The organism is Pseudomonas sp. H1_D05 (assembly GCF_054682705.1).
The window spans coordinates 1,707,581-1,726,397 of the sequence record NZ_CP162825.1; the positions used below are offsets into that span (position 1 = coordinate 1,707,581).

Annotated in this window: 19 protein-coding genes; 2 read left to right on the forward strand and 17 right to left on the reverse strand. The window is 59.5% G+C overall.

All coding sequences use genetic code 11. From position 1 onward, the window contains the following. Positions 1-3: 3 nt before the first annotated feature. The 17 genes from tagH to AB4O11_RS07930 form a co-directional block, all read right to left on the reverse strand. Positions 4-1,200 carry a type VI secretion system-associated FHA domain protein TagH gene (tagH, locus tag AB4O11_RS07850; protein WP_034152083.1) on the reverse strand — a complete coding sequence of 399 codons (1,197 nt, stop codon included), beginning with the start codon at positions 1,198-1,200 and terminating at the stop codon, positions 4-6. A gap of 18 nt (positions 1,201-1,218) precedes the next feature. Then, positions 1,219-1,359 carry a hypothetical protein gene (locus AB4O11_RS07855; RefSeq protein ID WP_003229566.1) on the reverse strand — a complete coding sequence of 47 codons (141 nt, stop codon included), beginning with the start codon at positions 1,357-1,359 and terminating at the stop codon, positions 1,219-1,221. Positions 1,360-1,452: 93 nt separating this feature from the next. Beyond that, the gene (locus AB4O11_RS07860) at positions 1,453-2,973 is read right to left on the reverse strand and encodes a sigma-54 interaction domain-containing protein (protein WP_460130421.1); all 1,521 of its coding nucleotides are present in this window, start codon (positions 2,971-2,973) and stop codon (positions 1,453-1,455) included. Positions 2,974-2,983: 10 nt separating this feature from the next. Beyond that, positions 2,984-5,641, reverse strand: a complete 2,658-nt coding sequence (gene tssH / locus AB4O11_RS07865) for a type VI secretion system ATPase TssH (RefSeq protein ID WP_460130422.1) — start codon at positions 5,639-5,641, stop codon at positions 2,984-2,986. 11 nt (positions 5,642-5,652) lie between these two features. After that, positions 5,653-6,660 (reverse strand): type VI secretion system baseplate subunit TssG, encoded by a 1,008-nt coding sequence (tssG, locus tag AB4O11_RS07870; protein WP_460130423.1) that lies wholly within the window; start codon positions 6,658-6,660, stop codon positions 5,653-5,655. Then, positions 6,624-8,411 (reverse strand): type VI secretion system baseplate subunit TssF, encoded by a 1,788-nt coding sequence (gene tssF / locus AB4O11_RS07875; protein ID WP_093429639.1) that lies wholly within the window; start codon positions 8,409-8,411, stop codon positions 6,624-6,626. Before tssF ends, tssG begins: the two co-directional genes overlap by 37 nt. An 80-nt stretch (positions 8,412-8,491) precedes the next feature. Next, positions 8,492-8,869, reverse strand: a complete 378-nt coding sequence (locus AB4O11_RS07880; RefSeq protein WP_093429638.1) for a hypothetical protein — start codon at positions 8,867-8,869, stop codon at positions 8,492-8,494. Beyond that, positions 8,866-9,717 carry a hypothetical protein gene (locus AB4O11_RS07885; protein ID WP_460130424.1) on the reverse strand — a complete coding sequence of 284 codons (852 nt, stop codon included), beginning with the start codon at positions 9,715-9,717 and terminating at the stop codon, positions 8,866-8,868. Before AB4O11_RS07885 ends, AB4O11_RS07880 begins: the two co-directional genes overlap by 4 nt. A 4-nt stretch (positions 9,718-9,721) precedes the next feature. Then, positions 9,722-10,228, reverse strand: a complete 507-nt coding sequence (locus tag AB4O11_RS07890) for a PAAR domain-containing protein (protein WP_093429636.1) — start codon at positions 10,226-10,228, stop codon at positions 9,722-9,724. Between the two features lie 11 nt (positions 10,229-10,239). Continuing rightward, positions 10,240-10,671, reverse strand: a complete 432-nt coding sequence (locus tag AB4O11_RS07895) for a hypothetical protein (protein WP_236427323.1) — start codon at positions 10,669-10,671, stop codon at positions 10,240-10,242. Between the two features lie 19 nt (positions 10,672-10,690). Further along, a complete protein-coding gene (tssE, locus tag AB4O11_RS07900; RefSeq protein ID WP_093429635.1) occupies positions 10,691-11,098 on the reverse strand; it encodes a type VI secretion system baseplate subunit TssE in 408 nt (135 codons plus the stop codon). Positions 11,099-11,107: 9 nt separating this feature from the next. Continuing rightward, positions 11,108-12,583 (reverse strand): type VI secretion system contractile sheath large subunit, encoded by a 1,476-nt coding sequence (tssC, locus tag AB4O11_RS07905; protein WP_016772499.1) that lies wholly within the window; start codon positions 12,581-12,583, stop codon positions 11,108-11,110. A 25-nt stretch (positions 12,584-12,608) separates the two neighbouring features. After that, entirely contained in the window at positions 12,609-13,112 is a 504-nt protein-coding gene (gene tssB / locus AB4O11_RS07910; protein WP_003229587.1) for a type VI secretion system contractile sheath small subunit, read from the reverse strand. A gap of 32 nt (positions 13,113-13,144) precedes the next feature. Further along, positions 13,145-14,707: a type VI secretion system protein TssA gene (gene tssA, locus AB4O11_RS07915; protein ID WP_038359349.1), complete on the reverse strand. Its 1,563-nt coding sequence runs from the start codon at positions 14,705-14,707 to the stop codon at positions 13,145-13,147. 639 nt (positions 14,708-15,346) lie between these two features. Next, complete coding sequence (locus tag AB4O11_RS07920) at positions 15,347-15,622, reverse strand: HU family DNA-binding protein (protein ID WP_003213368.1); 276 nt, start codon at positions 15,620-15,622, stop codon at positions 15,347-15,349. 190 nt (positions 15,623-15,812) lie between these two features. Then, positions 15,813-16,961 carry an FAD-dependent oxidoreductase gene (locus tag AB4O11_RS07925; protein WP_116254217.1) on the reverse strand — a complete coding sequence of 383 codons (1,149 nt, stop codon included), beginning with the start codon at positions 16,959-16,961 and terminating at the stop codon, positions 15,813-15,815. A gap of 24 nt (positions 16,962-16,985) precedes the next feature. After that, positions 16,986-17,153, reverse strand: coding sequence for a rubredoxin (locus tag AB4O11_RS07930; RefSeq protein ID WP_095049651.1), 168 nt, complete (start codon positions 17,151-17,153; stop codon positions 16,986-16,988). A gap of 201 nt (positions 17,154-17,354) precedes the next feature. Between AB4O11_RS07930 and AB4O11_RS07935 the strand changes: the two genes are divergently transcribed. Both AB4O11_RS07935 and ubiA read left to right on the forward strand, forming a co-directional pair. Then, the gene (locus AB4O11_RS07935) at positions 17,355-17,915 is read left to right on the forward strand and encodes a chorismate--pyruvate lyase family protein (protein WP_116254216.1); all 561 of its coding nucleotides are present in this window, start codon (positions 17,355-17,357) and stop codon (positions 17,913-17,915) included. Next, positions 17,915-18,805, forward strand: a complete 891-nt coding sequence (gene ubiA, locus AB4O11_RS07940; RefSeq protein ID WP_460089303.1) for a 4-hydroxybenzoate octaprenyltransferase — start codon at positions 17,915-17,917, stop codon at positions 18,803-18,805. The genes AB4O11_RS07935 and ubiA overlap by 1 nt, the downstream gene beginning before the upstream one ends. The last annotated feature ends 12 nt before the right edge of the window (positions 18,806-18,817 follow it).

Below are 18,817 nucleotides of genomic sequence, written 5' to 3' on the forward strand. Positions count from 1 at the left end.
GCATCATCCTTGATGGTCGGTGTGGAGGGTGGAGATCAGGCGGATCTGTTCTTCGTAGGCCTGAGCGAAGTCGCGGGCCAGCAGACGCTCGCTCCAGTCATCGTCCTGACGCAGCGCCTGGTGATAGCGGCCGAACGCTCTCCAGCGCCCGCCCGATGTCGCGATCAACGGCTTGTTGTCGCGCTCGAAACGCAGGGTCAGTTGCTCCGGCGAGAAGTGCTCCAGGGTGCCGCGTACGGCGGCGCGGCTGGCGGTCAGCAGTGCCACTTGATGCGCCTGCAGATCGCGGAACGCACGGGAGATCGCTTGCTCGGCCGGCAGATGGCCGGGCTTGCTTGGCTGCAACAGAATCTGCAGGGCTTCGCTCGGATCGACGGCGAATTTCAGCGGATTCTTGTTGGTGCCTTGCACGGTGGTCTGGGCCAGACGCAATTCGTTTTTCAGCTCCGAGCGGGTGCGCAGGCTCTGCTGCAATCCGCCGATGCTTTGGCGCAGCAAGCGCGCCGCGTTCAACGCCAGGGCTTCGCGTTCGTCGTGGCTGAGACCTTTGACGTCGACACCCAGCGCCGCACCGAAATGATCCCAGAAACCTTCGCTCTGGCGCTCGACGGCTTTCGGTGCTGGAGCGGGCTCAGGTTCGACCGGAGCGGCAATCAGCTCCGGCACCATCAGGCTTTCCATGTCGATACGTGCGTAGTCGGCACGCTGACGGGAATCCTCAGGCTTGGTGTTCGGCGCCAGCAGTTCGTCGATTTCCGAGTACACACGCTCTTGCTGCTCGAGAGCATTGAGCGGGTCGAGATCGAGGAAGGCATCATCGGGAATGATGCTGCCAGCGGCGCGTGGGCGGCCGACTTCGCCATCGAAGGTCGCCGGGTCACGGACCAGGCGCGCGCGAATCTCGAAGTCACCCAGCACGTAGGTGCTGCCGTGCTCGATGCGCACTGGTTCGCCTTTGTGCAGACGCGCGCCGCTCTCGCCGTCCTGGACACCGTTGCTGCTGGTGTCGGTGAGGAAGAACGTGCCCTCGCGATAGCTGACAATCGCGTGGTGATTGGACAGGTGACGCTTGCGGTCAGGGATGATCCAGTCGCAGTCCTCGCCCCGCCCGATCACGCCGCCGGCCTGTTTAAAGGTCTTCTGGCACAACTCGGTGGGCACGAACTGCTTGGTGTTCAGCATTTCGAAAACCAATTCCATGTTTGATGCTCCTTGCGGTCACTTGCCGCGATTGACCGCTTGCGGATCACCCAACGGGCGATAGTCGTTGTCGTTGAATTTGTAGTTGCCGCTACAGCCGCCAAGGCCGCATAGAACGACGAGGGTCAGCAGGACAGCGTGCCAGTGACGAACAGACATCAGAGGGTCTCCAGGTGTAGACAAAGCACAAAGCGCCGACCCTTGCGGGCGGCGCTGAAATTGGTTTTTGTGGGGATTTCGATGACGTTTTGCCTACCCATCGAAATCTCCCAGATTGATGTTCAGACGGCCGAGCCGATACAGCAGCGTGCGTCGCGGCAAGCCCAGTTCGCGGGCGGCGAGGGTCTGGTTGCCGTCGTTTTTGCGCAGGCAGTCGAGCAATAACGTGCGTTCGACCTGCTCCAGACGTTCGCGCAAATTCAGGTGGCTGTTGTCTTCCGGCATTGCCTCCATGCGCAGGGAGAAATGCTCGGCGAGCAACTCGCCGCCCTCGCACAACAGCACCGCACGCTCGACCAAGGCCTTGAGTTCACGCACGTTGCCGGGGAAGTTGTAGCCGGACAGGTGTTCCAGCGCCGCGCTCGACCAACGCACCGGATCGCGTTGCAAATAAGTGCAGGTCTTCTCGGCAAAGTGCTGGGCCAGTTCGAGGATGTCGCCTTCGCGCTGACGCAGCGCCGGCAGCTCGATCGGGAATTGCGCGAGGCGGTAGTACAAGTCCTCGCGGAATTTGCCTTCACTGACCAGCGTCGACAGATCGCGGTGCGTCGCAGCGATGATGCGTACGTCGATTTTGTGGGTGTCGTTGGAACCCAGCGGACGAATCTCGCCTTCCTGCAACACGCGCAGAATCTTCGCTTGCAACGACAGCGGCATGTCGCCGATCTCGTCGAGCAACAGCGTGCCGCCATTGGCCGCATCGAACAGGCCGGCGCGGTCGCGATCGGCGCCGGTGAAGGCACCTTTGCGATAGCCGAACAGTTCGCTTTCCAGCAGATTTTCCGGGACGGCCGCGCAGTTCTGCACGATGAATGCCTGAGAACGACGCGGGCCGCAATCGTGAATAGCCCGCGCGACGACTTCCTTACCGGTACCGGTTTCGCCGCGCAATAACACGGTGTACGGGCTGTGCAGGACTTTGCTGATCAGCGAATGGGTCTGGCGCATCGCCGCGCTTTTACCGATCAGGCCATAGCCACTGATGCTCGGCACGCTGCGCGCCACCGTGGCCGATTCCGCCAGTGGCTGGCGCAGGCGTTGCAGCAAATGCAACTGGCCCAGCACGAACGAGCCGAGCTGGCCGAGGGAATCGGCGAAGCCTTGCAAGTTGGTGCGACGACGGCTGGCGCACAGCAGCAGACCCTCGACAGCCTTGTGCTGATTGACCAGTGGCACGCACAACAGCGACTGCCACGGCGAAACCGCCGCCGGCAGGAAACTGGTTTCGTGCAGGCTGCCGCTCAAGTCGTCGAGGCACACCACGCGGTTCTGGCACAGGGCAAACTGCAGCAGTTGTTCACCGTTGTAATCCGCCGGCAGGCTCGCCGCTTCACGCGGTTGCAAGGCGCCGTCGAGGCATTCGGCGTTCATCCCCAGGCACGTGTGGGTGGCGTCGAGCAAATACAGCTGCGTCAATTCGCAACCGCTCAGTTCGGCCAACCCACGCACGAAGTCACCCAGCAACGCAGCACCGTCCGCCGCCCGCGACAGACTGGCGAACTGCGCCAGCAACGCTTCGGCATAGACCAGTGGCTGCGGCACCTGAGTGAACATCACACCCACCTCAGGCGAACTCGCACGTCACGCTGGACTCGCCGTCGAGCGTGGCATGCACACGCTTGAGGCTTTCACCGGTGGCCATGGCGTCGAGCAGACGATCCGCAACCAGCGGCAAAACGTGCTGGTCGAGCAAATGGTCGATCAGGCGCGCACCGCTGTCGCTTTGCGTGCAACGCTCGGACAGGTGATCGACAAGGTTCTGGCACCAGCTGAAATCCAGCTGACGACGATTGAGACGCTCGCCGAGGCGACCGAGTTTGATCTCGATCAGCTCGCGCAATACCGGGCCGCCGACCGGGTAGTACGGCACTACTTTCATCCGCGCCAGCAGTGCCGGTTTGAAGTGTTTGCTGAGCACCGGGCGAATGGTTTCTTCGAGCACTTCGGAGGTTGGCCGCGCGCCGTTTTCACAGAGGTCGCTGATGCGGTCGCTGCCGAGGTTCGAGGTCATCAGGATCAACGTGTTGCGGAAGTCGATCTCGCGACCTTCGCCGTCGTTGGCCACGCCTTTGTCGAAGATTTGGTAGAACAGGTTGAGCACGTCCGGGTCGGCCTTCTCGACTTCATCGAGCAGCACTACCGAGTACGGCTTCTGGCGCACGGCTTCGGTGAGCATGCCGCCCTCGCCGTAACCGACGTAGCCCGGTGGCGCGCCGATCAGGCGGGAAACGGTGTGCTTCTCCTGGAACTCGGACATGTTGATGGTGGTGATGAAACGATCACCGCCGTACAGCAAGTCAGCGAGGGCCAGTGCGGTTTCGGTTTTACCGACGCCGCTTGGGCCGACCAGCAGGAACACGCCCACTGGTGCGTCAGGTTTGTTCAGACCGGCAGCGGTGGCGCGCATCGAGCGATCCAGGGCGTGCACGGCTTGTTCCTGACCACGGATGCGCGTGCGCAGGTCGGTGGCGAAACTGGCGACTTTGGCGTTGTGCTCACGGGCCAGTTGCGCCAATGGCACGCCGGTCCAGGCGCTGATCACTTCGGCGACCAGACGCGGGCACACTTCGAAGCTGACCAGACGCTCTTTGACTTGGGCGGCGGTCAGGGCGCTGTGGGTTTCGTTGAGCTGGGCTTCCAGCGCTTCGACACTCTGGCCTTCTTCGACTTCGGCAGCGATGGTCTCGATCACGGTGCCTTCGGCGTCTTCTTCGACGCTGACGGTCGGCTCGACGGCGGCGGCTTCGCGAGCCTTGGCCAGTTGCTGACGCAGTTCCAGCAGGCGCTCGGCCAATTGCTTCTGTTCAGTCCACAGGGTTTCCAGCGCGACCATTTCGTCTTCGGCTTCGTCGAGACGAGCTTCCAGTGCATCCAGCGCTTCGTGGTCGATCAGCAGACCGGCCTCGGCATCGCGGCGCAGGGCCTGACGCTGACGGCCACCTTCAGCCAGTTCGCCACGCAGGCGCTCAAGGCTTTCCGGGGCAGCGGCGAGGCTGATGCGCACGCGGGCGCAAGCGGTGTCGAGAACGTCGACCGCTTTGTCCGGCAGCTGCCGACCGGCCAGATAACGTGCGGACAGTTCAGCCGCCGAGACCACCGCGTCATCACGCAGATAGATGCCGTGGCTCTTCTCGTAAACCTGGGCCAGACCACGGAGGATGGTCACCGCTTCGCTGACAGTCGGTTCGTGCAGTTGCACCGGTTGGAAACGACGGGCCAGCGCCGGGTCTTTCTCGAAGTATTTCTTGTACTCGGCCCAAGTGGTCGCAGCGATGGTGCGCAGTTCGCCACGGGCCAGTGCCGGCTTCAGCAGGTTGGCCGCGTCGGAACCGCCGGCGTTTCCGCCCGCGCCGATGAGGGTGTGGGCTTCGTCGATGAACAGAATGATCGGTTTCGGCGAAGCTTTGACTTCGTCGATCACGCCTTTAAGACGACGCTCGAACTCACCTTTGACGCTGGCGCCAGCCTGCAGCAGGCCCATGTCCAGCGACAGCAGTTCAACGCCTTTGAGCACTTGCGGCACTTCACCGGCGGCGATGCGCGAAGCCAATCCTTCGACGATGGCGGTCTTGCCGACACCGGCCTCACCGACGACGATCGGGTTGTTCTTGCGGCGACGGGCGAGGATGTCGACCATCTGCCGGATCGCGCCGTCACGGCACAGCACCGGGTCGAGTTTGCCGTCGCGGGCCTGTTGGGTCAGGTTGTGGGTGAAGCGCTGCAACAGCGATTCGCCCTGTGCGGCCGGTTTGCCATTGGCCGCTGGTTGCTCCTGTTGCGACAGGGCAAATTCCTTCAGGCGATCGATGTTCAGCTTGGCGAGCAGCGGCTGATAACGGCTGCCGGCGTAGCGCATCGGATTGCGCAGCAGCGCGAGGATCAGCGCCGCGTCTTCGACCTGGGTCTGGCCCAGTTCGAGGTTGGCCACCAGCAGCGCATCTTGCAGCCACTGCACCAGTTCCGGGGCGAACACCGGATTGCGCGATGCACTGTGCTCGACGCGCGATTGCAGCGCAGCGCTCAGTTCACCGGCGTCGACGTCTGCATCCTGCAGTGCACGCGACAGCAAGCCGTTCGGGCGTTCGAGCAGGCCAAGCATCAAATCTTCGACGAGGATCTTGCTGCCGCCACGGGCCACACAACGCTCGGCCGAACGTTCCAGATCACGACGGGTTTCGGCGTCCAGCGCCTGGATGAGTTGTTGCAGGTCTACGTTGATCATGGCTCACGTCCTTAATGAATTTTGCTGCCCAGGGTTACCACGCCGTCCGCTTTTTCGCGGCCCAGCCAACTAGTCCAACCGAGGCGACAGGCGTTCTGCTCACCGATGCGCAGTTCGCGGATTTCTTCCTGGCGCAGGACCAGGCGAATGTCGTAATCGAGCGGGTCACGCAAGGTGAACCGCACCAGCGCGCAGAGCGGCTGGTAACCGAAACCGATCGGCAGGAATTCATGGAATCGCTGCCAGTCGAGCTCGGTGATGTGAATGCGGAATTTGCCGCTGCGGTCGCGCACATGTTCGCCGAGCACCAGGTCTTCACCGAGCATGCTATTGGCGCGGCCCAAACGATTGCGCTGCTCTTCGAGAATTTCTACGCGGCGCTCGATACACTGCTCGATGACCAGGTCTTCGTGCTTGAAGTAGTAACGCAGCACGGCTTCGATCAGCGCCGCCGAGTGCGCCCGCAAGCTGAGCAAGCCGAGGTACGGCAGCAGGCGTTTCCAGTTGAGTTCCTTGGCCTTGCGGATCTCTTCGCCACCGAGGCCGATAAGGGCAAACAGCTGCGAAGAGAACGGGTCGATCGCGCCGCTCTGGAAGCTCGCGCGGTAGCGGTACTTGCGCCAGATCGGCAGCATCAGCCGTTGCAGGCGATGGTGGAACAGGTCGAGGAAGTTGCGTGTCGGGTTACCGTCCTCACTGTCGCCCAGGGCTTGTTCGCCGTAGAACGCCGGCAATGGCGAACCGGAACCGACCAGGCCGATCAGGTTGAAACGCATACGCGCGCGCATCTGCCCGTGTTCTTCGAAAAACTCCACACGATCGACGTCGCTGCGCGGAAAGCCCAGGCTCGGGTTGGCCTGGAACTCCACGTGGTCGTACAGATCGTCTTCGCTCAGGTGCGGGTGTGCCTCGCGCAGCCGGTCGATCACCAGCAGCACGGCCTGAAACAGCGAGTACTCGCGTATTACCTTGGTCAGCCCGCTTAAAGCAGGGGCTGCAGGCCCATACGTGGTGTCCATTGGTACACCTCTCCCTGTGTGCTTTTTACGCGCAGCTCATGGAATGAATTGAGACTGGCGTAAAGCGCGAAAAACTCGTTAAGAACCGAAGCGAAGACGAACAGGTCGCCTTCGCCGATATACCCTTCCGGGTCGATGGTCAGTTCGGTGCGCAAACCGCGCACCGGCAACCCACGGTGCAAGCGGTCGACGTGGTGATGCTTGATGTGCTTGAGGCCGCCGAGCAGGCGTTTGCTGACCTTCTCCGCGTGCTGGTCGTAGTAGCGCGGCAAGTCGTAGGTTTCGAGAATCACCTTCAACGCATTGACGTCGGCCAGCGACAGATAGTTAAGCGACATGTTGCTGATCAGCTTCCACAGGAAGTCACGGTTCAGCGGTGGCGCGAAGCTGGAAGTGGCCGGGGTAATGTTGCGGAAGCTCAAGAACTCCGGCGTCTCTTCACTGGCCATGCAGATGTCGCCGAGCTTGAGCTTGCGCGGCAGGTTCTGGTTGGTGCACATCAGCTCGATCGACAGGGTTTCGTGGGCTTCGGTATGGCGAATACCGAAGCTCAGGTAGGTGTCGAGGCCGTCGTGCAGCAAGGACGAACGCTGGCGGATGCTGTAATGCGGACGGCTGTTGGGCACGTCGAAACTCGGGTCGTGCTCGAAGGATTCGAACGGCACGTACTCCTGATAACCGAGGCCGCCGGGCTTCCAGCCGGTCACGGTTTCCACCGAGAACACACCGCAGTTTTCCAGATCGTATTCCGCCGGCAGCAACAGGTATTCATCCTGTTTGCCGTCGAGGCGAATCGGCAGCGCGTCGTGGGCGAAGAGGTTGGCAATCGGCGTGCAGAACAGCTTCACATTATCCAGGGTCGGCCGCATGCGCATGATGCCGCTCTTGCGAATATCGAAGCGCAATTCGAGGCCGCGCATCTGCTTGAGGGTGTCCTCCGGCAGTGCGTTGATGATGTCCAGACCATTCACATCGACGAACAGGAACTTGTCCTGGAAGGCGAAGTATTCCTGCAGGTAGCGATAGCCGCGGAAGGTATTCAGCGGATACGGGATCAACGCCTCTTCTTCGGCAAAGCCCACCGGTTTGACCCGATCACCGGGAATCTTGAACGCCATCGGCTTGCCGCTGACGCCATCAATCGGTTTGCCGGCGCCGTCGAGCGGGATCAGTTCGATGCCTTCAAGGTTGCGCAACAGGCTCAGGTAGAGCATCTGGCTGATGTAGCGCTCGCCGGCAAAGTGCAGACGCAGTTTGCTCAGTTCCAACTCACCGAGGTGACCGTCGGCACTCATTTCCAGACGCAGGCTGAGCAGCGAGCCGTCGCCCTTCACCGAGTAGTTCAGCGCGGCCAGATCCAGCGGCAGCACGTCAGTCGGGTAACAAGTACGGAAGCGGCAACGCACGTCTTCGATCGGTTTGCTTTCGATCGGCGTATCACGCTCGACGCGCAACGCCGGCCCGGAACGCTTGAGCGGATCGAACTGCAAAATGCTGAACGCCGGCAGCGGGCGCATGTAGTTCGGCCACAGCAATTGCATCAGCGAATGGCTGAGTTCCGGCAGCTCGTCATCGAGCTTCTGGCGCAGACGCCCAGTCAGAAACGCAAAGCCTTCGAGCAACCGCTCCACGTCCGGATCCCGCCCGGCCTGGCCCAGATACGGCGCCAACGCCGGACTACGCTCGGCGAAACGGCGACCGAGTTGGCGCAGTGCGGTGAGTTCGCTTTGGTAGTAGTGGTTAAAGGACATGTATGGCTGCCTGGGTATTTATTCGTTTGATTTGCAAACTGAAAGCGACTGAGAGCGCAAATATGGGAAAACAAAAAAAATCATTTCGTACTCCGAGCTAGCAAGAACCGTTCAAACTTACCAGCCACCCATATCGCCAGAGCAGTGAGCCCACCTGTAAGAATGCTATAGGCGACCGCTCGAACGGGATAAAGCGGCAACAAGTAAAGCAATATCATCGAAACCATTAAAACAACAATACTAAACTTAAAAAATAGTCTTGGAATTATAGCAACCAATAAATTAGCAAAAACAAATAGGTAAAAAATCATATACATGGCAATCCCAATGGAAGCGCCACGAGACGTCAAACCACCAAATGAAACTTTATACAGAGAGACCCCGTAATAATTAACAACAACATAAACGACGCAGGCAAAAAAGTGCACGAGCAAGCCCGCTGCTATCCTCGTCATCATCTCTTCCACTCTCCATACTTATCTACAGAGCCCTGAGTGATGGAGCTTCTCAATTTCTGATCGGAAACGCCGAGGTAAACTGTGCTGGTCACCACTTTTTCGCGATAGCCCATTCGCCCAGCAAATACTCTTATAGTTTCAGTGCGTAGCTCAAAATTTTCAGAGGCCCACAAAGCACCGCGCAGCACCATGTAGTTATCGTATTCGTTGGTTTTGTCCTCCTTCGGAAATATAGGGATACCATCACCATACGTCATACCGGTTTCAACGGTTTTCTTGATAGCCGTTTCCGAAGACTTGGTTTCTTCCAAATATAAACGGTAGGTATCGGTCGAGAACGGTATTTGTCCAACACCGTCAGTCCAATAGGGCTCGCCCTCGATCATCACCATTATAAATCCGGCGCCGCCCTCTGAACTATTTTTCCAATCACCGGGCATTCTGGGAGCGAAGCTAATTGACATTCTGTCAACAATTGCAAACTTTATAATTTCTGCCCAGGTAAATTGTTTATAAGCATTGTATGCGTCCGTGCCGGCAGTTTTAGACTCGGGATTCACCCATACCTTTTCCCGGTAGTTATCAGCTAGAGGCTCAAACCATTGGATGGCTTCCGCATAGAGCTTTTCAGCCGTCATGATTCTGAACTGAACATCTGATGCATTCGGTTTTACAGCAAAAAGAGGCACGCCATTGCCTCTGATTATCAGCCAAACATTTGGCAAAGGAAGCTTTTTCGGTTCTTTATCTTCACTCGGCGTAGTTTCGGCTTTAATTTTCAGCTCCGTTTTTCCATCGGAGGTCTCGAAAACATGTGCGATGCCGTCGATAACAATAGAGGTTTCCACGCGATTACTCCGCCGACACGTAGATGGTAACCATCTCGCCTTGTTTACCAGTGGAGAAACACCCCGTGCCCCCAGCTGCCGACGAACATCCTGCTTTTTCTAATCCACTCTCAGAAACCATTCTGTAATTCAAGTTCGCGATTGGTTGTCCGTCCGCTGCATGAAAGGAAAAAACTCGGTTGAAGATCCCAGGAATAACAACGGGCTCCGGCGGCACAAACGGCGCCGGCGAATGCGAATTCCCGATAATCACCGTCCCGGATCCAGCCGTAACCTTGTTGCCATGCGTACCCACCGAATCAACCGTCGCGGCAGGTTTGCCGTTGATCAACACAGTGGTCGCCAAACCTCCCGACATCGCACCACCACACGCCGAGGCATCGCCCTGGCGGGCGGCCGCGAGGCCGTCGAAGAACACGTCGCCGGAACCGGCGGCGATCGGATTGGTGCCGTGACCGGGGAGCGGGCAAGCGGTGGGGTCGGATACACGTGCCGCGGGTTTGCCAGACATCGGGGTTCTCCTTAGTTGACCTTGGCTTGATGACTATTCATTTCTTGAGCACACGCCGGAATATTCCAGCCCTCATAACCCGTCGCTGTCGGGTAGATCGCGTGACCGTATACCCACTGCGAGCGTTCATCGGTGGTGAACTCGTTCTGCCAGAGCAGCCATTCGGACGACTTCAGCAACGTGCCGTCTTTTGCATAAACGCGGAAAAAGGCTTCGCTGGCGAATAGCTTGAAAAGCTTTCCCGGTATGCCGAAGGCTGAGTACTGCGGAATGTAGGAACGGATGGAGCACGTACCATTGCCGTTCCAGACAATCGAGTACTCGTGAGCCAGCCGTGCTGCCGTCGTTTTCACGTAACAGGCAATTGAAATCAGGACAGTGGCCGTCAGGGCTAGAAACAGCAAAGCGCTACGCCCCAACTTTGCCAAAAGACCTAAATTCACGGCGCCCCCTCGCATGGTCCTAATTCACCTTCACTTGTCCGCTGCCATCCAGGCGCGCGGAAAAACTGACCTGACGCTTGAACCCTTCTACTTCCAGCAGGCCTTCGATGCTGAAGGCGAGGCGAAGCTGATCGTGGTCACGCGGCAGGGAAATGACACGCACGTTGCTCAGGCGCGGCTCGTAGGCTTCGATGAAGTTTTCGATGGCCAGACGGGCCTGACTCAGGGAGTCGTGCAGGCTCAGACGCATGTCATTGAGATCGGGCAACCCGTAGTCGGACAGCGTTTGCACGCTGCCGGCCCGGGTGCTGAGCATTTTGGCCAGATGGGCAGCCACTGACGCCATGGCACAAGCCTCAAGGCTGTTGCCCTTGCGTAGTTGCGCGTCGCCATTGAGGCGTTCGAACAGGCTGCCGTATCCGTCCATGAGTCGCTCTTACTCTTTGTCCAGCTTGCCAACCAGCGACAGGGTGAAATCGGCACCCATGTACTTGAAGTGCGGACGCACGTTCAAGCTCACGCGGTACCAGCCCGGCTCGCCTTCAACGTCGCTGACGATCACTTGCGCAGCGCGCAGCGGACGACGGCCACGCACTTCGGCGCTCGGGTTTTCCTGGTCGGCAACGTACTGACGGATCCACTTGTTCAGTTCCAGCTCGAGGTCGGTACGCTCTTTCCACGAACCGAGTTGCTCGCGCTGCAGCACTTTCAAGTAGTGAGCCAGGCGGTTGACGATCATCATGTACGGCAGTTGGGTGCCGAGCTTGTAGTTCAGCTCTGCGGCCTTGCCTTCTGCGCTGATGCCGAAGAACTTCGGCTTCTGCACCGAGCTGGCGGAGAAGAACGCCGCGTTGTCGGAGCCTTTACGCATGGTCAGGGAGATGAAGCCTTCCTCGGCCAGTTCGTATTCACGACGGTCGGAAACCAGAACCTCAGTAGGGATCTTGGTTTCGATTTCGCCCATGCTTTCGAAATGGTGCAACGGCAGGTCTTCAACTGCGCCACCGCTCTGCGGGCCGATGATGTTCGGGCACCAGCGGAATTTGGCGAAGCTGTCGGTCAGCTTGGTGCCGAACGCGTAAGCGGTGTTGCCCCACAGGTAGTGCTCGTGGCTGTTGGCAACGGTTTCCTTGTACACGAACGATTTGACCGGGTTTTCTTCCGGATCGTACGGGTTACGCAGCAGGAAACGCGGCACGGTCAGGCCAACATAACGGGAGTCTTCCGAGGTACGGAAGCTCTGCCATTTGGCGAATTGCGGGCCTTCGAAGTGGTCTTTCAGATCTTTCAGATCCGGCAGGCCGGTGAAGCTTTCCAGACCGAAGAATTTCGGGCCGGCGGCAGCGATGAACGGTGCGTGCGACATGCACGAAACGCTGGCCACGTATTGCATCAGCTTCACGTCTGGCGAGCTTGGCGACATGTAGTAGTTGGCGATGATCGCGCCCACCGGCTGACCACCGAACTGGCCGTATTCAGCGGTGTAGATGTGCTTGTACAGGCCCGACTGCATGACTTCCGGCGAATCTTCGAAATCGTCCAGCAGGTCTTCTTTCGAGACGTTGAGGATTTCGATCTTGATGTTTTCGCGGAAGTTGGTGCGGTCGACCAGCAACTGCAGGCCACGCCACGACGATTCCAGCGCCTGGAAGTCCGGGTGGTGCAGGATCTCGTCCATCTGACGGCTGAGCTTGGCATCGATCTCGGCGATCATGCGGTCAACCATGGCCTTCTTGACCGGCTCACCGTTGTTCTGCGGCTTGAGCAGTTCTTCGATGAAGGCCGACACACCGCGCTTGGCGATGTCGTAGGCTTCGTCGTCCGGAGTCAGACGGGTTTCGGCGATGATGCTGTCGAGAATGCTGTATTCGCCGCTGGCGGCGCTCTTCTCTTGTGCTGCGCTAGTGCTCATTGTGTTGGCTTCCTTGGCTGGAGTCTCAGGCGTCCGGGGCTGCGGCGTTCAGGCCCAGCTCACCGAGTACGCGACCGCGGGATTCGTCGTCGGCGAGCACGCCTTCGATCGCTTTACGGAACGCAGGTGCGTTACCCAGCGGGCCTTTGAGGGCCACCAGCGCATCGCGCAGTTCCATCAGTTTTTTCAGCTCAGGCACTTGCTCGACCAGGCTGGCCGGGTTGAAGTCCTTCATCGAATTGACGCGCAGTTGCACAGCCAGCTCGTCGGCCTCGCCATCTTCCTGCAGACGGTTCGGCACGCTCAGCGTCAGACCCAGCTCTTGCTTGGCCAACACTTCGTCGAAGGTCATCTTGTCGATGCTGATCGGCTTGCGATCTTCGATTTTGCGATCGTCCTTGCGGTGGGTGTAGTCACCGATTGCCAGCAGCTTCAGCGGCAGTTCAATCTCTTCCTGAGCACCGCCGGTGGCGGGTTTGAAGGTGACGTTGATGCGTTCCTTGGGGGCTACCGAGCCTTCTTTGGCCATGGCTTTTCTCCTTGCGGTTGTGGCCCTGGGGCCTATTCGAGTACCACTTCGAGGTCGAGGTGGCACAGCCTGCGATAAATCTCTTCCTTGCGTTCACGTACGGCATGGTTCTGCGGCAACAACTCGCAGCAACTGTGCAGCAGGTGCAGCACTTCCAATGCAAGATCGGGCTCCCAGGCGTGCAGGCCTGAGTCCTGTAATGTCTGATCGAGGGTTTCCAGCTGGTTCTTGGCCAGTTCGTATTTCTTGGCCATGAAGCACAGGCGCGCGAGGGCGAACTGCCAGAAGAAGCGTTCGCGGCCGCCGTGGGCGGATTGCAAACCCTGTTTGAGCGTCTGCACGGCAGGCTTCAAGCCTTCCTTGCGCAGCAGCGGCAGGACTTCCTCAAGGGCCTTTTCCCAGGCCGGCTGGGTTTCGACGTTTTCGCTTTCGACCTTGCGCGGCGCGCTGGCGCTTTGCAGGTGCGGCATGACGTTGGCGGCGATCCACGCCCGGGTGGACGGATCGGCAAACGGCGCGCCGTCATGGAAGCGCAACTCGACAATGCCGGGCAGCCGTTGAACCAAAAGCGCGAAGTGGATCTCCACTTCGCGCATTGCCAATTCGGCGTTGAGGTTCTGGAGACACTCCCAGACCATCCTCTGGCCATCGAACCAGAACGGCGCCTTCGCCAGGCTCGCCTCCAGTTCCACCAGCAGGTCAGCGTATTTGCCCTGATCGAAACGGTCCTGATAGAGCTTGAGCTTTTCCAGCGGCAAACCGCGCAGCACGGTGATCTGCTCGGCGTTGCGCTCCGGCACCGCGTCGATGGTCATCCACAGCAGCGTGCGATTGAGGCGCAGGGCGCGCAGGTCGGTGGCTTTCTGCTTGAGCCACCAGGCGCACAACGGACGGGCGCTTTCCTGTTGGGCGCGCAGGGCTTTGTGCGCCTCGCGCTCGTTGTCGATCGGTGCGCCGGGAGTGAGCAACTGGCTGGCAGCCTGCTTGACCTGCGCCACCGCCGCACCGACCACACCGGGGGCTGGCTGATTGTCGGCCGCGCGCTGGATCATGGTTTTCAGGCGACGGGAGATCGGCAGCAACAGCGGCGAGTCATCGCCCAGGTGCTCAGCACACGCCGCTTCGAGACCGGACAGGTGCTCGGAGAGCTGCCGGAACATCGGCAACTGCTCTTTGATCGCAATGTTTTCGGTGATGACCTGCTCGAGACGCGGCACCAGCCAGCCGATCGCGGCGGCACGGGTGCGGGGTTTGAGCGGGTGAACGTCAGCCCAGTTGTTTTCCGACAGATGGTGCAGCAGACCGAGGCCGGCCAGCAGCCCGGGGAAGGATTCGCGCTGGTACAGCGACCAGGTCAGCCAGGCGCCGACACGTAAATCCTTGGATTGGGTACGCAGCAGGTTTTCGCTGTTTTCGCGAATTTTCAGCCAGTCGATCTGCCCGCTTTCGTGCATCGACGAGGCTTTGGCCAGCTCACTTTCCAAGGCCTCGAATTCGCTCGAAAAACGAACGTCTTCGCCCGCGAAATTCTCTTTGGAAACAGAGACTTTAGCGAGTTCGAGGTAATGGGCGGAAAGTTTGCTTGAGTAGGACATCCATGGCCTTTATTAAGGATTACAGTCAGGCGCCTATTGGAGTTACCGCGGCGCGGGACAGTATCGAAGAGCGGTGAAGCGACTCATCCAATTGAGATGTGCTCTTTCAAGTGGGCGCATCGTAATCACTATGATGGCCACTAGCAAGCATCTGATTAAACAACAAGACGAACTGTTCTTTGTTTGTTGTAGGAGGTTTCCCTATATTCAGTCAGGGAATCCCCGATGCCGTCTTCATATATACGCAGCTGCACGAAACACCTGAAAACCCTGATTTAGAGCGATCGTTCCAATCTGCGGTGATCACCGAAGACCGGGGCCGACGACAATGGCGCGGAGCATGACGGGTTTTGAAAAAAACGGATGTAGGATGATTCCGAAAGATTTCAGTGTTGTTTCAACAATCCACAGCGAGACAACCAACAATGGCAAAAGTGCCATCACTATGATGGCTTTTATATATAGGGTATTGATTTAAGTGTGAGGCAGATCGATAGCCAACCAATGCAATTGATTACGTGGCTTTATTATTGCTGCAGGGCATAACAAATAGGCAGGCATAAAAAATGGGCACCCGACCGCAATCGGTGTGCCCATTTTTTCAGCGGTTCTCCCCGTTATTCGAGGAGTTCGCCGCAATTAAGGATTTACGCTGTCTTTCAACGATTTGCCTGGCTTGAACGCAACAGTGTTGCTGGCCTTGATTTTAACCGGCTCGCCGGTCTGCGGGTTTTTGCCGGTGCGGGCGCCGCGGTGGCGTTGCAGGAAGGTGCCGAAGCCGACCAGCGTCACGCTGTCCTTGCGGTGCAGAGCGCCGGTGATTTCTTCGAGAACGGCGTTGAGTACGCGGTTGGCCTGTTCTTTGGTCAGATCTGCTTTTTCAGCGATTGCAGCGGCGAGTTCTGGTTTACGCATTAGTGAAGCCCCTTTGACGGTTTTTTGTTGTTATGTCCGTGCTGTTCTCGTTGGAACAGCGCCCAAGGCGCCGCAGGCTCTACTCTGCGGCAGACGGGAGTGAGAATGGCACGCGGATACCGGCGGCGCCAGTCTCCACGCGACCTTTGTAGGGGCAAAAGCGGGGTGATTCCGACAGAACGACCGGTATTTACGCCAGCAGCGCCGGAAGCTGTTTGTTCAGGGCGAGTTTTTCCATCACCGCTGCACCCGTCAGCGCATAACCGAGCAACTGCCCATCGGCACCGTGGCACAGCGCCTTGATGTCGGCGCCCAGACCTTCGACGGTCCACACACCTTCGCTGCCCCGTGGTGGTGGCGAAACCACCAGCGGGCACACCGGGGTTTTTACGGTGATCGGCATCGGGCCGTAGCTCACGGCAGTAGGGTTTCCAGCGAGGGTTTGCGCCAGCGCGCGCGCGCAACTCATCAGGGGCATCACGTACAGCAGATTCAATCCGTCGACCTCGGCGCAGTCGCCCAGGGCGTAAATATTGGCGTGGGAGGTTTTCAGGTGCCGGTCGACCACGACGCCGCGATTGACCTGCACGCCGGCAGCCGCCGCCAGATCGATACGCGGGCGCAGGCCGATGGCCGAAACCACCACGTCGCAAGGAATGACCTGGCCGTCGGACAGGTGCGCTTCCAGGCCGTCGGCGACTTTTTGCAGGCGGGTCAGTACCGGGCCGAGGTGGAATTTCGCACCAAGGCTTTCCAGCCCGGCCTGCACCGCCGCCGCAGCGGCCGGGTGCAGCAGCATCGGCATGACTTGTTCGCACGGCGCCACCAGTTGCACTTCGTAGCCGCCAACTATCAGGTCGTTGGCAAACTCACAGCCGATCAGTCCAGCGCCGAGCAATAGCACCCGACGCTTGCCCGCCGCAGCGGCGCGGAAGCGCGCATAGTCTTCGAGATCATTGATCGGGAACACCAGATCGCTGCCATCGCCTTCAATCGGCACACGCACGGTTTCCGCGCCCCAGGCGAGAATCAGGTCGCGATAGCTGACCGCCTCCTCGCCAATCCACAGGCGCTTGTGGCCAGCGTCGATGCCGCTGATGCGCGTGTGCGTGCGCACTTCGGCCTTCAACTGCTCGGCCATGGTGCCCGGCTCGGCCATGCTCAGGCCGTCCGCGTCCTTGTTCTTGCCGAAACCGGTGGAGAGCATCGGCTTGGAGTAAGAGCGACCGTCATCAGCAGTGATCAGCAACAGCGGGGTTTCGCTGTCGAGCTTGCGAAACTCGCGGGCCAGGTTGTAGCCCGCCAGGCCAGTGCCAACGATGACGACAGGTGCGCTCATGCCTTACTCCTTTGTTTTTCTTGCTTAGTTGATTTCGATCATTTCGAAGTCCGTCTTGCCGACGCCGCAGTCCGGGCACAGCCAGTCTGCCGGTACATCCTGCCAAGCGGTGCCCGGCGCAATGCCGTCATCCGGCCAACCCTCGGCTTCGTTGTAGATCAGGCCACAGACGATGCATTGCCACTTTTTCATTCAGGTACTTCCTCAGGGTTCAGGCGTGGTGCCGGCGCGGACGGTCGATGGGTGTTGCGCTGCCATCCGGCTCAGGGCGTTTTGTACTGATGGAGCCGGGCAGATGCAAGCCTGTTCGGCGCAACGGCGACCCGGATCAATCAATCTCGCAGCTCGCCATGGTAAGCTCGCCGCCTCATTTGCGGCCAATAATGACTCATTGTGCGACATTCAAATGCCTGCCCGGCCCCGCTCTGGCTGACCCAAAGCCAACTGACGCCCCTCCCCGATTCGGTGACCCTCGACTGGCTGTTCGACGAAGGCTCCCTCACCCGCCGACTGACCCGGCTGTCCCATGATGGCTTCAGCGTCACGCCGTTGTTCGAAGGCTGGGACACTCTGCGCGCCGACGAATGCGCGGCGCTGGAGTTGGCCGAAGGCAGCGAAGGCTGGGTGCGCGAGGTGTATTTGCGCGGTCACGGCGAGGCTTGGGTGTTTGCCCGCAGCGTCGCTTCGCGCGCCGCCTTGCAAGGCGACGGCTTGCATATGGATGAACTGGGTAGCCGTTCGCTGGGCGAATTGCTGTTTTGCGATCAGGCGTTCCAGCGTCGCGCCCTCGAAGTTTGTCACTACCCTGAACAATGGTTGCCGCCAGACGTGAAGGCGCCTGAGCTGTGGGGTCGGCGTTCGCGTTTCGACCGTGGCGCGCTGAGCGTCCTGGTCGCAGAAATCTTCCTGCCGAGCCTGTGGCGGGCCGCCCGCGCCCATCCGGAGAACTGCTGATGTATCAGAGCCTGCTCAAGTCGCTGAACCGCTTGAACCCGCGCGCGTGGGACTTCATTCAGTTGACCCGGATGGACAAGCCGATCGGCATTTATCTGCTGCTGTGGCCAACCCTTTGGGCCCTGTGGATTGCCGGCAAAGGCTCGCCGTCGCTGGCCAACGTGGTGATTTTCGTCCTCGGCGTGGTACTGACCCGCGCCGGCGGTTGCGTGATCAACGACTGGGCCGACCGCAAGGTCGACGGCCACGTCAAACGCACCGCGCAACGACCGCTGGCCAGCGGCAAGATCAGTTCGAAAGAGGCGCTGGTGTTCTTTGCGCTGTTGATGGGAGTGAGTTTTCTGCTGGTGCTGTGCACCAATGCGCCGACGATCTGGCTGTCGCTGGGCGGCCTGGCGTTGGCGTTCACATATCCGTTCATGAAGCGCTACACCTATTACCCGCAAGTGGTGCTGGGCGCGGCGTTTTCGTGGGGCATGCCGATGGCGTTCACGGCCGAGACCGGTGAACTGCCGGCGGCAGCGTGGCTGCTGTGGATCGCCAACCTGCTGTGGACAGTGGGTTACGACACCTATTACGCAATGACCGATCGGGATGACGATTTGAAGATTGGCGTGAAATCCACGGCGATTCTGTTTGGCGAGGCGGACCGGGTGATCATCCTGAGCTTGCAGGGACTGTCGCTGGGCTGCTTGTTGCTGGCGGGGTCGAAGTTCGAGCTGGGGGTATGGTTCCATCTTGGCTTGCTGATGGCTGCCGGGTGTTATGCGTGGGAGTTCTGGTACACCCGCGATCGCGACCGCATGCGTTGTTTCAAGGCGTTCTTGCATAACCATTGGGCCGGGTTGGCGATTTTCGTCGGGATCGTGCTGGATTACGCATTGCGCTGAAGATTCAAACCT

Coding starts and splice junctions, on each gene's coding strand:
- AB4O11_RS07860 (WP_460130421.1), bottom strand. CDS start 2,973: ATGTTCACTCAGGTGCCGCAGCCACTGGTCTATGCCGAAGCGTTGCTG.
- AB4O11_RS07890 (WP_093429636.1), bottom strand. CDS start 10,228: ATGTCTGGCAAACCCGCGGCACGTGTATCCGACCCCACCGCTTGCCCG.
- AB4O11_RS07920 (WP_003213368.1), bottom strand. CDS start 15,622: ATGCGTAAACCAGAACTCGCCGCTGCAATCGCTGAAAAAGCAGATCTG.
- tssG (WP_460130423.1), bottom strand. CDS start 6,660: ATGGACACCACGTATGGGCCTGCAGCCCCTGCTTTAAGCGGGCTGACC.
- tssH (WP_460130422.1), bottom strand. CDS start 5,641: ATGATCAACGTAGACCTGCAACAACTCATCCAGGCGCTGGACGCCGAA.
- ubiA (WP_460089303.1), top strand. CDS start 17,915: ATGTATCAGAGCCTGCTCAAGTCGCTGAACCGCTTGAACCCGCGCGCG.
- AB4O11_RS07925 (WP_116254217.1), bottom strand. CDS start 16,961: ATGAGCGCACCTGTCGTCATCGTTGGCACTGGCCTGGCGGGCTACAAC.
- tssA (WP_038359349.1), bottom strand. CDS start 14,707: ATGTCCTACTCAAGCAAACTTTCCGCCCATTACCTCGAACTCGCTAAA.
- AB4O11_RS07880 (WP_093429638.1), bottom strand. CDS start 8,869: ATGATGACGAGGATAGCAGCGGGCTTGCTCGTGCACTTTTTTGCCTGC.
- tssF (WP_093429639.1), bottom strand. CDS start 8,411: ATGTCCTTTAACCACTACTACCAAAGCGAACTCACCGCACTGCGCCAA.
- tssB (WP_003229587.1), bottom strand. CDS start 13,112: ATGGCCAAAGAAGGCTCGGTAGCCCCCAAGGAACGCATCAACGTCACC.
- tssC (WP_016772499.1), bottom strand. CDS start 12,583: ATGAGCACTAGCGCAGCACAAGAGAAGAGCGCCGCCAGCGGCGAATAC.
- tagH (WP_034152083.1), bottom strand. CDS start 1,200: ATGGAATTGGTTTTCGAAATGCTGAACACCAAGCAGTTCGTGCCCACC.
- AB4O11_RS07930 (WP_095049651.1), bottom strand. CDS start 17,153: ATGAAAAAGTGGCAATGCATCGTCTGTGGCCTGATCTACAACGAAGCC.
- tssE (WP_093429635.1), bottom strand. CDS start 11,098: ATGGACGGATACGGCAGCCTGTTCGAACGCCTCAATGGCGACGCGCAA.
- AB4O11_RS07855 (WP_003229566.1), bottom strand. CDS start 1,359: ATGTCTGTTCGTCACTGGCACGCTGTCCTGCTGACCCTCGTCGTTCTA.